9 protein-coding genes are annotated in these 13,826 nt (G+C 73.2%); 5 read left to right on the forward strand and 4 right to left on the reverse strand.

Annotated features, from left to right (window positions below):
• Positions 1-17: 17 nt before the first annotated feature.
• Entirely contained in the window at positions 18-1,004 is a 987-nt protein-coding gene (locus ACFYZ3_RS00705) for a zinc ABC transporter substrate-binding protein (RefSeq protein WP_388512898.1), read from the reverse strand.
• Between the two features lie 160 nt (positions 1,005-1,164).
• Between ACFYZ3_RS00705 and ACFYZ3_RS00710 the strand changes: the two genes are divergently transcribed.
• Positions 1,165-2,547: a glycine--tRNA ligase gene (locus ACFYZ3_RS00710; RefSeq protein ID WP_007449582.1), complete on the forward strand. Its 1,383-nt coding sequence runs from the start codon at positions 1,165-1,167 to the stop codon at positions 2,545-2,547.
• Positions 2,548-2,702: 155 nt separating this feature from the next.
• On the opposite strand, the gene ACFYZ3_RS00715 is transcribed toward ACFYZ3_RS00710, so the two are convergent.
• Entirely contained in the window at positions 2,703-3,779 is a 1,077-nt protein-coding gene (locus tag ACFYZ3_RS00715) for a chitinase (RefSeq protein ID WP_388512900.1), read from the reverse strand.
• A gap of 124 nt (positions 3,780-3,903) precedes the next feature.
• Complete coding sequence (locus ACFYZ3_RS00720; protein WP_388512902.1) at positions 3,904-5,337, reverse strand: MFS transporter; 1,434 nt, start codon at positions 5,335-5,337, stop codon at positions 3,904-3,906.
• Positions 5,338-5,447: 110 nt separating this feature from the next.
• On the opposite strand from ACFYZ3_RS00720, the gene ACFYZ3_RS00725 reads away from it, so the two are divergent.
• The 4 genes from ACFYZ3_RS00725 (at position 5,448) to ACFYZ3_RS00740 (ending at position 12,285) form a co-directional block, all read left to right on the forward strand.
• A complete protein-coding gene (locus ACFYZ3_RS00725; protein ID WP_388513957.1) occupies positions 5,448-6,344 on the forward strand; it encodes a helix-turn-helix domain-containing protein in 897 nt (298 codons plus the stop codon).
• Positions 6,345-6,455: 111 nt separating this feature from the next.
• Complete coding sequence (locus tag ACFYZ3_RS00730) at positions 6,456-7,280, forward strand: hypothetical protein (protein ID WP_388512904.1); 825 nt, start codon at positions 6,456-6,458, stop codon at positions 7,278-7,280.
• Between the two features lie 9 nt (positions 7,281-7,289).
• Complete coding sequence (locus ACFYZ3_RS00735) at positions 7,290-11,705, forward strand: HAD-IC family P-type ATPase (RefSeq protein ID WP_388512906.1); 4,416 nt, start codon at positions 7,290-7,292, stop codon at positions 11,703-11,705.
• A gap of 37 nt (positions 11,706-11,742) precedes the next feature.
• Positions 11,743-12,285 carry a hypothetical protein gene (locus ACFYZ3_RS00740; RefSeq protein ID WP_388512908.1) on the forward strand — a complete coding sequence of 181 codons (543 nt, stop codon included), beginning with the start codon at positions 11,743-11,745 and terminating at the stop codon, positions 12,283-12,285.
• 7 nt (positions 12,286-12,292) lie between these two features.
• On the opposite strand, the gene ACFYZ3_RS00745 is transcribed toward ACFYZ3_RS00740, so the two are convergent.
• Positions 12,293-13,738 (reverse strand): MFS transporter, encoded by a 1,446-nt coding sequence (locus tag ACFYZ3_RS00745; protein WP_388512909.1) that lies wholly within the window; start codon positions 13,736-13,738, stop codon positions 12,293-12,295.
• Positions 13,739-13,826: the final 88 nt, after the last annotated feature.

Genomic DNA, 13,826 nt, shown 5'->3' on the forward strand with positions numbered 1-13,826 from the left:
CTGCCCGGCCGGGCTGCTTACTTGGCGCCGAGGGCGGTTTCGAGCGCCTTGAGGTTGGCTTCCATGACCCCGACGTAGTCCTCGCCCTTGGACTTGTCGGTGATGCCCTCCAGCGGATCGAGGACGTCCGTCTTCAGGCCCGCGTCCTTGGCGAGGGTCTTCGCGGTCTTGTCGGACACCAGTGTCTCGTAGAAGACGGTGGTCACGCCGTCGGCCTTGGCCTCCTGCTGGAGCTCCTTGATCCGGGCGGGGCTGGGCTCGCTCTCCGGGTCGAGGCCGTTGATGGCCTCCTGGGTGAGTCCGTAGCGCTCGGCGAGGTAGCCGAAGGCGGCGTGATTGGTGAAGAAGACCTTGGTGTCGGTCTTCGCCAGGCCGTTCTTGAAGGCCGTGTCCAGGCCGCCCAGCTTCTTCGTCAGCGCCTCGGCGTTCTTGCGGTAGTCGTCCGCGTGGTCCGGGTCGGCCTTCTCGAAGGACTTGGCGACGCCCTCGGCGATCTCGGCGTACTTCACCGGGTCCAGCCAGACGTGCGGGTCGAGCGCGTGCTCCCCGCCCTCGGAGTGCTCCTCCTCGGCGTGCTCGTCCGCGTGCTCCTCACCGCCGTGGCCGTGGTCGTGCTCGACGTTGCCGTGGTCCTCGAGCTTGGTCAGCGAGGCCGCGTCGATCTTGGTCTTCACGTCGGACTGGCCGATGGCCTCGTCCACGGCGGGCTGGAGGGACTTGAGGTAGAGCACCGCGTCCGCCTCGCCCATCTGCGCGGTCTGCTTGGCGCTCAGCTCCAGGTCGTGCGGCTCCTGGCCGGGCTCGGTGAGCGTGGTGACGTTCACGTGGTCCCCGCCGATCTGCTCGGCGAGGTACTCCATGGGGTAGAACGACGCGACGACGTCGAACTTGTCCGTGTTGCCCGCCGCCGAGCTGTCGCTGGAGCAGGCGGAGAGGGTGCCGAGGCCGAGTGCGGTGGCCGCGGTGACTGCTATGCCGGAGATGCGGCGTCGTCGTACGTTCATGACACTCATTTTCAACAAATATGGAAACCGTTGTCAACAAGCGGGCGATTCCGCAGCTGGGAGGCCCCGATTTGGCCGAGGGGCGGCCCACGCCGGTAACCTGAAGCATTCTCTGGAAGCATCTCGCTTCGTCGCCCGTCGTCGTAATGAAGAGAGCACCGTGGCCGCCGACAAGATCGACACCATCGTCAGCCTGAGCAAGCGCCGTGGCTTCGTATTCCCGTGCAGTGAGATCTACGGCGGTCAGCGCGCCGCCTGGGACTACGGTCCGCTGGGTGTCGAGCTCAAGGAGAACCTCAAGCGCCAGTGGTGGCGCTACATGGTCACCTCGCGCGAGGACGTCGTCGGTCTCGACTCCTCCGTGATCCTGGCCCCCGAGGTCTGGGTGGCCTCCGGTCACGTCGCCACCTTCACGGACCCGCTGACCGAGTGCACCTCCTGCCACAAGCGGTTCCGCGCGGACCACCTGGAGGAGGCGTACGAGGAGAAGAAGGGCAAGGCTCCGGAGAACGGCCTCGCCGACCTCAACTGCCCCAACTGCGGCAACAAGGGCACCTTCACCGAGCCCAAGCAGTTCTCCGGTCTGCTCTCCACGCACCTCGGCCCGACCCAGGACAGCGGCTCCGTCGCCTACCTGCGGCCCGAGACCGCCCAGGGCATCTTCACCAACTTCGCCCAGGTGCAGACCACTTCGCGGCGCAAGCCGCCGTTCGGCATCGCCCAGATGGGCAAGTCCTTCCGCAACGAGATCACGCCCGGCAACTTCATCTTCCGCACCCGCGAGTTCGAGCAGATGGAGATGGAGTTCTTCGTCAAGCCGGGCGAGGACGAGAAGTGGCAGGAATACTGGATGGAGCAGCGCTGGAACTGGTACACCGGCCTGGGTCTCCGCGAGGAGAACATGCGGTGGTACGAGCACCCCGCGGAGAAGCTCTCCCACTACTCCAAGCGCACCGCCGACATCGAGTACCGCTTCTCGTTCGGCGGCAGTGAGTGGGGCGAGCTGGAGGGTGTCGCCAACCGGACCGACTACGACCTCTCCTCGCACGCCAAGGCCTCCGGCCAGGACCTCTCCTACTACGACCAGGAGGCCCAGGAGCGCTGGACGCCGTACGTCATCGAGCCTGCGGCCGGTGTCGGGCGCGCGATGCTCGCGTTCCTGCTCGACGCCTACATCGAGGACGAGGCGCCGAACGCCAAGGGCAAGCTGGAGAAGCGCACGGTGCTGCGGCTCGACCCGCGGCTGTCCCCGGTGAAGGTCGCCGTGCTGCCGCTGTCCCGCAACCCGGAGCTGTCGCCGAAGGCGAAGGGGCTCGCGCAGGCGCTGCGGCAGAACTGGAACATCGAGTTCGACGACGCGGGTGCGATCGGGCGCCGGTACCGGCGGCAGGACGAGATCGGGACGCCGTTCTGTGTGACCGTCGACTTCGACACGCTCGACGACAACGCGGTGACCGTCCGCGAGCGGGACACCATGAAGCAGGAGCGGGTGTCTCTCGACCAGATCGAGGGGTACCTCGCTTCTCGGCTGGTTGGCTGCTGAACGTCCGTTCCGGTTGAGGTACCAGGGGGCTTTGCCCCCTGGACCCCCGGGCCTGTGCCCACCCACCACCCGACTCGGTCGGGAGGGGGGTGGGCGTTTCGGGTTTTCGGGGGCCTGCGGTCTCGGTTCGGTCTTCTCCGCTCGGCCTTCTCGGCTCAGCGGCCCTGGAGGGCCTTCACGTTGTTGCCGAAGGTCCAGTTCTTCGAGCCGTCCCAGTTGAGGGACCAGGTCATCAGGCCCTTGAGGGAGCCGTTGTAGTGGTTCCAGGCCTGGGAGACCAGGGACGGTGACATGTAGCCGCCGCCCGCGCCGGGCTGGGCGGGCAGGCCCGGGACCTGCTTGTCGTAGGGCACCCGGATCGTCGTGCCCTGGATGACCAGGCCCTTGTTCAGGCAGTCGGTCTGGGCGGTGAAGCCCTGCACGGTGCCGGCCGAGTAGGAGTCGCCGGCACAGCCGTACATGCTGCCGTTGTAGTACTGCATGTTCAGCCACCACAGGCGGCCGTTGTCCGCGTACTTCTTGATGATCGGCAGGTACGCGCCCCAGATCGAGCCGTAGACGATGCTGCCGCCGGTGACGTACGCCGTCTCCGGGGCCATCGTCAGGCCGAAGTTCGAGGGCATGCGGGCCAGTACGCCGTCGATGATGCGGATCAGGTTGGACTGGGACGCGGAGAGCTGGTTGATGTTGCCGCTGCCGGTCAGGCCGGTCTCGATGTCGATGTCCATGCCGTCGAAGTTGTACGTCTTGAGGATCGGGACGATCGTGTCGACGAAACGGTCCGCGACCGCGGTCGAGTTGAGGTCGATGCCGGCCGTCGCGCCGCCGATGGAGAGCAGGAGCGTCTGCCCGGACGCCTTGGCCGCGCACATCTCGGCGGGCGTCGCCACCTTCACGCCGCTGTCCATGCCGTCCTCCCACAGGGCCGTCCCGTCGGACAGGATCACCGGGAAGGCCGCGTTCAGGACGTTGTAGCCGTGGGCGGCGATCCGGGAGTCGGTGATCGGGGTCCAGCCGAAGGGCGGGTGGACGCCGTTGGCGGCGCCGTCCCAGTTCTCCCAGTAGCCCTGGAGGACCTTGCCGGTGGGCTTCGACTTCACGGCGCAGGTGTCGGCGGCGGCACCGGCCGGGGCGGCTTCCCCGGGGGCCGCCGACGCGGTGGCGACTCCCAGGGGGACCAGAACGGTGGCCGCCAGTGCGGCGGCCAGTAGACGGATCTTGCGGCGGATCATGCCGGGCCTCCCGGTGGGGGATCGGTGAGGGAGCTCGCTCGAATGTCGTAGGCATGACAGTGCTGTGGTCCAGACCTTTCGTCAAGAGGTCTGGACCAAGAAGCGGGTGCGGCTCGGCGCGGCGTCAGTTCATCGTCCGGGGCAGGCGCAGGGCCAGCAGGCCGGTCAGCGCCACCGCCGCCAGCTGGACCAGCAGCGTCGTCACCAGGGCGTCCCGCATGCCCATGCCCGGGGTCAGCGACAGGAACAGGGTGCCCAGGGTGGCCACGCCCAGGGCCAGCGACGACTGCTGGGTGGTGACCATGACGCCACTGCCGACGCCGGCGCGTTCGGCGGGCACCTCGGAGAGGACCAACCGGAGGACGACCGGGAGCTGGAGCGCCTGGCCCGCCCCCGCGACCGCCGCGCCCGGCAGGAGTTCCACCAGGCCGAGGTCGGGCCAGGAGCGCCACGCGGCCAGCGTCATCAGGGCCAGGCCCAGCCCCTGGAGGGCGGCGCCGGTGGGCACGACACGGGTCCCGTAGCGGGCGACCAGCCGGGGGCCGGCGAGGGAGAAGAGGAAGAACACCACCGCGAGCGGGGCCAGGGCGAGCCCCGCGGCCACCGGGCCCAGGCCCGCGCCCTGCTGCAACGCCACCGCGATGACGAACATGAAGCCGCTGAAGCCGATCGAGAACGGCACGATGAGCAGGAGGCCGCGGCGCAGCGAGACGATCGCGAACAGGCTCGGGGGGACGAGGGGCGTACGGCCCGCTCGGTCGGCCCGGCGCTCGACCGCGTAGAACGCCGCCGCCGCGAACGGGAACGCCGCCAGCGACAGCCACGTCCACAGCGGCCAGCCCGCCGCCCGGCCCTCGGTCAGCGGGACCAGCAGGGTCAGGATCGAGGCGGCCAGCAGGAAGGTGCCGGGGACGTCCACCGGTTCGGGGCGCGCGGAGCGGGTCTCCGGGACGGCGCGGGCGGCGAGGAAGAGGCCCGCGAGGACGACCGGGACGTTCACCAGGAAGACGGAACGCCAGCCGGTGCCCGCGATGTCGGCGGCCACCAGGACGCCGCCCAGGATCTGGCCGGCCACCATCGACAGACCGGCCGTGGCCCCGTACAGGCCCATGGCCTTCGCGCGCCGGGGACCGGAGGTGGTCGCCTGGATGGTCGCCAGCACCTGCGGCAGCATCGCGGCGGCCGAGGCGCCCTGGGCCACCCGCGCGGCCACCAGCGACCAGGCGTCCGGGGCCAGGCCGCAGGCCAGCGAGGTCAGCCCGAAGGCCGCCATGCCGCCCAGGAACAGGCGGCGGCGGCCGAAGAGATCGCCGAGCCGGCCGCCGAGGACCAGCAGGACGGCGTACGCCACCCCGTATCCGGCGACGACCAGTTCCAGGACCGCCTCACTCGCGGAGAGATCCGCGCCGATGGTGGGCAGGGCGACGTTGACGATGAAGAAGTCGACGAGCGGGAGTGCCGCGGCCAGCAGCACCGTGAAGAGCCCGAGGCCGCCGAGCGCGGGCGGCGCTTGCGGGGTGCCCGGGCGGACGGGACGTGAAGTGATGGTTTCGGTCACGTGGTCGAGGCTGCGACTCTTTCCAGAGTGGTACCAGAGTCTTCTTATGCTGGTAGTAGGAGTACCTGGCAACAGGGTGCCGGACGCGGCACCCTGGAGTCATGACGACGATGACGGGTCAGGAGACGGCGGTGCAGGCCCCGCCCCGGGACACCGGCTCGGAGATCCGGCGGCACGAACTCGCCGCCTTCCTGCGCAGCCGCCGCGAGCGCATCGCGCCCGAGCAGGTCGGGCTGCCCCGCGGACGCCGCCGCCGGACCCCGGGGCTGCGGCGCGAGGAGGTCGCCCAGCTCTCGGCCGTCGGCGTCACCTGGTACACCTGGCTGGAGCAGGCCCGGGACATCCAGGTCTCCGTACAGGTCCTCGACGCCCTCGCCCGCGCGCTGCTGCTCGACCCCACCGAGCGCGCCCACCTCTTCCAGCTGGCCGGGTCCGTCGACCCGACGCCCGCGACGGTCTGCCCGGCCATCACACCGGCGGTGCGCGCCCTGCTGGAGCAGTTCGAGCCGTACCCCGCCTGCGTGCAGAACAGCCGGTACGACATCCTCGCCCACAACCGGACGTACGGGCTGCTGCTGTGCGACCTGGACGCGGTGCCGCCCGAGGACCGCAACTGCATGGTCCTCTGCTTCACCCACGAGGACTGGCGGTCCTCCATCGTCCATCTGGAGGAGACCCAGCGGCTGATGGCGGCCCGGTTCCGCGCCACGATGGCCGGTCATCTCGCCGAGCCCGCCTGGAAGATGCTGCTCAAGCGGCTGCGCACCCAGTCGCCCGCCTTCCGCGAGGCCTGGGAGCGGCACGAGGTGGTCGCACACCGCGGCAAGCGCAAGGAGTTCCTCAACCGGCACGTCGGCCGGATCCGCGTCGACCACACCGACCTGTGGCTCGGACCGGAACCGGGGCCCCGGATGGTGACCTACGCACCGGCCGACGAGGAATCCCGGGAGCGGCTGGAGAAGCTGCACGCGATCGCCCTGGAGCGGGAGCCGGCCGCGTCGGGATGAGCGCCCGAAGTGCGGGAACCCGGGGAAATGCGGAAGGTGATGTTCCCGGGGTTTCCCAGGGTTGCACAGCCCGGGGTTCCCACAGCACGGACAGGGCGAGGACGAACAGTCATGGCTGAGCAGAAGTCGGCGCGGACACTCCCGCGGCCGTTGCACGCGGCCGCTTCGGCGGTGCGGAAGGTGCCGGGTGCCGGGACGGTGGGCAGGGCCGCCGAGGGCGCGCTGGACAGGATCGGGGCGGTGTCGCCGCGCGGGCGGCGCGTGCTCGTCTACACGGGCGCCGGGGTGCTGGGCGTCGCCGGACTGGTGGAGTGGCCGGTCGCGGTCACCGGGGCGGCGGTGGCCTGGCTGACGCAGCAGCGCGGGCAGAACGGGCAGAACGGGCGGGGCGGCGACGGGAGCGCGGCGAAGGGCGGGGACGCGGGAGCGGCCGGGGCCCGGGGTGCCGTCGGCACCAAGCCTGCCCGGACGTCGGCCAGGAAGACCACCAGCAGGGCGGCCACGGCGAAGTCCGCCGCGGCGAAGAAGGCTGCGGCGAAGTCCGCCACGGCGAAGACGGCAGCGGCGAAGACGGCCGGGACGGCCACCCCCGCCAAGTCGGCCGCGGCGAAGCGGACCACCGGCGCCAGGAAGGCCGCTGCCAAGTCCACGACCGCCAAGTCCACGGCCACCAAGTCCACGGCCGCCAGGTCCACGGCCGCCAGGTCCACGGCCACCAAGTCCGCAGCCGCCAGGTCCACGGCGGCGAAGTCCGCCGCCGCGAGGAAGTCGCCCGCGAAGAAGTCCTCCGCGAAGAGGACCGCGTCCCCCACCCGGGCCAAGAGCCAGTCGGGGACCAAGGCGTCCTCGACGCGGCCCTCCTCCTCGGGCGGCAGCCGGAGCGGGAGCGGCAGCCGCAAGACGGCCGCCGCGTCGCGCACCCGCACGTCCGGCTGAGGGAGAGCAATGGCCGGCGGACTGCTCACGCGCTCCCAGGACGCCGTCACGGGATTCGTGCTGGCCGGCCCCCGGCTGCTCGCACGCGGCACCGCGCCCGCGGTGGGCGCCGCGGCCGGGGCGGCGGTGGGCACCGCGCGGGCCGGCGTGCGCGGCGCCGACTTCGCGGCACGGGCGGCACGGGTGGCCCGCGCCGCGCTGCCCGGCGGAACGCGGGACTGGCGGGCCGGACCCCGGGCGCACCTCGCGCTGCGGCCGGTCGCGAGGGACGAGGTGCACCGGGCGGGCGGTACGGAACGGGTGGGACGGCGGGTGGCGGCGGCACTGGCCGAGCACCCGGACGTGCTGCTCGCCTACTGGGACACCGGTCTCGCCAGACTGGTGGTGACCGCGACCGAGGACACGCTCACCGACCGCGTCGTGGACCACGCCACCGAACTCGCCGAACGCCACGGACTCACCCGGGCGGACCAGTCCGCCGCCACGGGTTCGGACGCCCCGGACGACCTGGTGGACGAGCCGGACCACCCCGGTGACCCGGCCCCGGTACGCGTCGCGGCGGCCGCGCTCGGCGCCGACGTGCTGGGCATCGCCGCCGCCGTGACCGGCGCGCGGCTGCGGCTGCCGCCCTCGCCCCGCCTGGTCACCGCCGTCGCGACGCTGCTGCGCGAGAACCCGGCCTTCCGCGCCTGGCTGCGCGAGCGGCTCGGCGACCACCGCATGGACGTGGCGCTGGCCGCCGCCAACGCCGCCGTCCACGGCGCCGGGCAGAGCCCCACCTCACTGGTGCTCGACGGGGCGCTGCGCGCCTGCCAGCTGACGGACGCGGTGGCGCGGGGTGCCGCCTTCGAGGTCGTGCACGACCGGTTGTGCGTCCCCGGCCGGGACAGCCTGCCCGCCGCCCCGGCCCTGCGTCCGCCGCCGCGCACCTCCCCGGCCCAGGACTACGCCGCCCACGCCTCGGCGGGCAGTGTGGCGGGCGCCGCCGCGACCCTGCTGGTCAAGCACGACCTGGCGGAGGCGGCGGAGGCGGTGCTCGCCGGTTCGCCCAAGGCCGCGCGCTACGGGCCCGCCGCCTTCCACGCCGTACTGAGCGCCGCGCTGTCCCGCACGGGTGTGCTGGTGCGCGATCCCGGGCGGCTGCGGCAGCTGGAGATGGCCCGCACGGTCGTACTGCACCCCAGCGCGCTGCGGGTGCCGGACGCGGGCGCCGACCCGTGGACCGAGGACGTGCTGGACGCGGCGCGCCGCGCGGGACTGCGCGTGGTCATGGTCGAGGACCCGGCACTGGCCGACTTCACCGGCCTCGCCGACCAGGTCGTCGGCGCCCGCCGCCCGCTCGCGGACGTCGTGGCCGAACTGCGCGCCGAGGGCGGCGTCGTCACCGTCGTACGGCCGCTGCCCGGCGACGACGGGTCCGTGTCGGCCGGGCTGCTCGCCGGGGACGTGGCCGTCGCGCTGGCCGACGGGGACTGCCCGGTGGCGTGGGGCGCGGACGTGCTCGCGCCGCAGGGGCTCGCCGACGTGTGGCGGGTGCTGCGGGCGGTGCCGGTCGCGCGTGCGGTCGGGCGGCGGTCGCAGACGCTGGCCCGGTCCGGGGCCGCGCTGTCCGGACTGCTGGTCGCGGTGGGCGAGGCGCGCGGCAGGAGCCGGGGCGGAGTGTCGTCGCTGCTGGGGATGCGGCACGCGCCGGTCGACGCGAGCGCGGCGCTGGCTCTGCTGTCCGGCACGCGGGCGGCGATCGGCGTGGCGACGGCCCGCGCCCCGCACCCCCGGGCCCGGGTCGCCTGGCACGCGCTTGACCCGCAGGACGTACGGGACCGGCTGGAGCGGGAACGCGAACCCGAGCCGACCGCCGTGGAGCAGGCCACGGCCCGGCTGCGGGCGGCCGCCGACCGGGCGGGCCGGGTGCCCGTGCTGGCCCCGGTCCGCTGGTCCTGGCAGCTGGCCCGGGCCGTACGCGGCGAGCTGGACGACCCGCTCACCCCCGTCCTCGCGGTCGGCTCGGCCGCCTCCGCGATCCTCGGGTCGGTCGTCGACGCGCTGCTCGTGGTCGGCGCCCTCGACCTGAACGCGCTGGTCGGCGGCTTCCAGCGGCTGCGCGCCGAGCGGGCGCTGTCCGGGCTGCTGGCGGAGCAGAAGCAGAAGGCCCGGGTCACCGAGGAGCAACTCGACCCGGACGCCGCGGAGTTCGCGACGGAGGGCGAGCCGCGGATCGTGGACGCGGCCAAGCTGCACCCGGGCCATGTGATCGAGCTGAAGGCGGACGACGTGGTGCCCGCCGACGCGCGACTGCTGTGGGAGGACGGTCTGGAGGTGGACGAGTCCGCGCTGACCGGTGAGTCGCTGCCGGTGGACAAGTGCGTGGACCCGTCGCCCCGCGCCCCCGTGGCGGAGCGGTACTGCATGGTCTTCGAGGGCACGACCGTGGTGGCCGGGCGGGCCCGCGCCGTCGTCGTCGACACCGGCGACCACACCGAGGCGGCGCGCGCGGTCGCGCTCGCGGCCCGCACGCCGTCGGCGGCCGGAGTGCAGGCCAGGCTCCAGGAGCTGACCCGCAAGGCGCTGCCGCTCACCCTGGCGGGCGGCGCCGCGGTGACGGGGCTCTCGCTGCTGCGCGGGGCGCCGATCCGGCAGGCCGTCGCCGGTGGTGTGTCGGTGGCGGTGGCCGCCGTGCCCGAGGGACTGCCGCTGGTGGCGACGGTGGCCCAGCTCGCCGCGGCCCGCCGGCTGAGCCGCCGGGGCGTCCTGGTGCGCACCCCGCGCACCCTGGAGGCGCTCGGCCGGATGGACACCGTCTGCTTCGACAAGACGGGCACCCTCACCGAGAACAGGCTGCGGCTGTCGCGCGTCGCGGGCACCGACGGCACGGTCCGCCGGGTGGGCGAGGCGGAGACCGCCGACGCCGTACGGACCGCCGCGCGCGCCTGCCCCCGGCTGGACGGCGACGGCGCCCGGCCCACGCACGCCACCGACGAGGCGGTCCTGGACGCGGCCGGGGACGACCCCGACTGGCGGCAGGAGGAGGGCCTGCCCTTCGAGACCTCCCGCGGCTACGCCGCCGCCGTCGGACGCGAGGGCGCGAGGGGCCCCGCCGTGCTGGTGGTCAAGGGCGCCCCGGAGACGGTGCTGCCCGCCTGCGCCGGTCTGCCGGCGCACACCTCGGAGGTGGCGCAGCGGCTGGCCGGTGCCGGACTGCGCATCATCGCGGTGGCCCGGCGGACCCTGGGGAAGGGCGAGAAGGCGGCCGACGTCCTCGAACGGCAGCCGTCGGAGCTGGAGTTCACCGGACTGCTCGCCCTCGCCGACGTGCCCCGCGAGACCTCCCCGGCGCTGGTGCGCGGGCTGCGCGAGGCGGGCGTACGGCCCGTGGTGCTGACCGGCGACCATCCGCAGACCGCCCACGCCATCGCCGTCGACCTGGGCTGGCCCGAGGACGCGGTCGTGGTCACCGGCGACGAACTCGCCGCCGCCGACCGCACCGCCCGCTCCCGGATGCTGCGCGACGCGGACGTCGTGGCCCGGGTGGCGCCCGAGCAGAAGCTCCAGGTCGTGGAGTCCCTGCGGGACGCCGGGCGGGTCGTCGGCATGGTCGGCGACGGCGCCAACGACGCCGCCGCGATCCGGGCCGCCGACATCGGCGTCGGCATCAGCGCCCGCGGTTCGGCCGCCGCCCGCAACGCCGCCGACCTGGTGGTCACGGGCGACGACCTGCTGGTGCTGGTGGAGGCGGTGCGGGAGGGGCGTGCCCTCTGGCACAGCGTCGCCGACGCCATCGCCATCCTGATCGGCGGCAACGCGGGCGAGGTCGGCTTCGGCATCCTCGGCACGGTGCTGGGCGGCGCCGCTCCGCTGTCCACCCGCCAGATGCTGCTGGTCAACCTCTTCACCGACCTGTTCCCGGCGATGGCCGTCGCGGTGACGAAGACCGGGGACCCGGAGCAGGAGGCCGCCGACGCGGGCGCGCCGCTGGGCACGGCGGTGCTGGGCGAGCCCCTCCTCCGGCAGATCCGGCACCGGGCCCTGACCACGGCGCTGGGGGCGACCGCGGCCTGGCTGTTCGGCCGCTTCACGCCGGGCACGCAGCGCCGCTCGACGACCATGGCCCTGTGCGCGGTCGTCGGCACGCAGCTCGCCCAGACCCTCGCCGACCGGCGCGACAGCCGCCTGGTCCAGGTCACGTCCCTCGGCTCGGCAGCCGCCCTGGTCGCCCTCGTCCAGACCCCGGGCGCCAGCCGCCTCTTCGGCTGCACCCCGCTCGGGCCGGTCGCCTGGGCGGGCGTGGCCGCGGCCATCGTGCTGGCGCTGGCGGGGCAGCGGGCGCTGCCGGGGATGGAGGACGCGGTGATGAAGTACTGGCCGAAGGTGGCGGAGCGGCTGCCGGTGGAGAAATCGGGTGCGGTGCCGCAGGACGCGAGGGCATGATGCGCGGGTCCGTCGCCGCCGGCCGAAAGGCGTGTCCGTGCTCCCCCTGGACGAGATCCGGACCCTGCTGAGCGCACACGACGACCCGGACCACCGGGAACGGCCCCGGGACTTCGACGCGGACGCCTCCGAACACCGCTTCGCGCTCCTCACGGCCGCGCTGGAGCGGCGTTTCGGGCCGTCCGGCAGCGCCGGTCTGTACCAGGACGCCAGCGTGTACGGGAGGTTCTCGGTCGCGGACGGCGCCGGGCCCGCCGGGAGACTGTGGGTCGAGCTGAGCAACTTCGGCGCCTTCGTCACCGCGGGGACGGGCGGCGACTGGACCGCCGGCTCCGCGGCGGACCTGAGTGCGGAGTTCGTGACGTGGCTGGACGGGACGTGCACGGCGGCGGGGTGCGTCTTCGTCCCGCTCGACGTGCTGCTGGAGCCGTACGACGGCCCGACCCCGACCCTGGTGGACGAGGACCGGGACTTCGTGGAGATGCTCCCGGCGCTCGGCCTCGACGACGAGGACGACGAGGGCGACGAGGACGACGACATGCGGGCGGTGTGGGCCGACCGGTACTTCGACTACGTCTGAGACGCCGTCACGTCCCCGCCCGCACCGCCTCCCGCACCTCCGGCGACTCCAGACGCTCCGCCGTCCGCTCCGCCGTCCGACGGGCCCAGCGGCCGCTCGTGACGGCACCGAGGACGAGGACCGCGAGGCCGCAGGCGGCCAGGATCCACCAGCCGGGGCGGGCGGCGGAGACGAAGGTGTCGCGGTACGACGAGGCGCCGACGCCCGACGCCAGCACCGCGCCGACCACCGCCACGCCCAGGGTCTGGCCCAGCTGGCGGCTGGTGGAGGCGACGGCCGCGGCGACCCCGGCCTGGGCGCGGGGCATGCCGGAGACCGCGGTGTTGGTGATGGGCGCGTTGACGAAGCCGAAGCCGATGCCGAACAGGACGTAGCCGACGAAGAGCGTGACGTCGGAGGTCTCGGCCTCGAAGGCGGCGAACAGCGTCCCGCTCACGGTCAGCGCGCCGCCCGCGATCAGCAGGGGCAGGCGCGGTCCCCGGCTGCCGACCAGCCGGCCGGCGAGCGGGGCGCACAGGAAGGTCGGGACGGCCATCGGCAGCATCCACAGGCCGGCCTCCAGGGCGCTCAGTCCGCGCACGTTCTGGAGGTACAGCGTGGACAGGAACAGGAAGCCGCCCAGCGCGGCGAACGCACTGATCGCTATGACGGTGGCCCCGCTGAACGGCGCCGACCGGAAGAAGCGCAGCTCGATGAGGGGGTCGGCGCGACGGGGCTCGTGCAGGAGCAGGCCGAGCAGCGCGGCCAGCGCCAGTACCGCGAAGGGCAGCACGGTGCGGAACCCGGCGTTCGGCGCCTCGATGATCGCGTACGTCAGGGAGGCGAACAGCACGATCACCATCAGCTGGCCCAGCGGGTCGGGGCGGCGGGCCTTCGGCGCGCGGGACTCGGGGACGAAGCGGAGGGTGAGCAGGAGGGCGGCCAGGCCCACCGGCAGGTTGACCCAGAAGATCGAGCGCCAGCCGACCGACTCCACCAGCACGCCGCCCACCAGGGGACCGGCGGCCATGGAGATGCCGACCACCGCACCCCAGACGCCGATCGCGCGGGCGCGCTCGCGGGGGTCGGTGAAGGTGTTGGTGATGATCGACATCGCCACCGGGTTGAGCATCGAACCGCCCACCGCCTGCATCATCCTGAAGACGATCAGCGAGGACAGGCCGGGGGCCAGCGAGCACAGCAGCGAGCCGAGGGTGAAGATCACCAGGCCGGTCATGAAGACCCGCTTGCGGCCGATCCGGTCGGCGGTCGAGCCGGACAGCATCAGCAGCGCGGCCAGCACCAGCGTGTACGCGTCGATGGCCCACTGGAGACCGGAGGTGCTCGCGTGCAGGTCGCGCTGCATGGAGGGGAGGGCGACGTTGAGGATCGTGTTGTCGATACTCACGATCAGCAGGCTCATGCAGCAGATGGCGAGCACGAGCATGCGGCGGCGATGGGTGAGCTCGGGCATGAACTCCAGCCTACGCCTACTTCGATAGTGCGTCTAACTAATGACTGATGCACGATCTTTGTCCACAGGGCGCTACGGGCACCGCCCC

Origin of the sequence: Streptomyces sp. NPDC001599 (genome assembly GCF_042893535.1) — a bacterium.
GTDB lineage: Bacteria > Actinomycetota > Actinomycetes > Streptomycetales > Streptomycetaceae > Streptomyces.

Bases quoted from the DNA above. Each gene is read 5' to 3' on its own strand.
- ACFYZ3_RS00725 (WP_388513957.1), top strand. From the start codon at position 5,448: ATGACGGGTCAGGAGACGGCGGTGCAGGCCCCGCCCCGGGACACCGGC.
- ACFYZ3_RS00715 (WP_388512900.1), bottom strand. From the start codon at position 3,779: ATGATCCGCCGCAAGATCCGTCTACTGGCCGCCGCACTGGCGGCCACC.
- ACFYZ3_RS00730 (WP_388512904.1), top strand. From the start codon at position 6,456: ATGGCTGAGCAGAAGTCGGCGCGGACACTCCCGCGGCCGTTGCACGCG.
- ACFYZ3_RS00745 (WP_388512909.1), bottom strand. From the start codon at position 13,738: ATGCCCGAGCTCACCCATCGCCGCCGCATGCTCGTGCTCGCCATCTGC.
- ACFYZ3_RS00705 (WP_388512898.1), bottom strand. From the start codon at position 1,004: ATGAACGTACGACGACGCCGCATCTCCGGCATAGCAGTCACCGCGGCC.
- ACFYZ3_RS00735 (WP_388512906.1), top strand. From the start codon at position 7,290: ATGGCCGGCGGACTGCTCACGCGCTCCCAGGACGCCGTCACGGGATTC.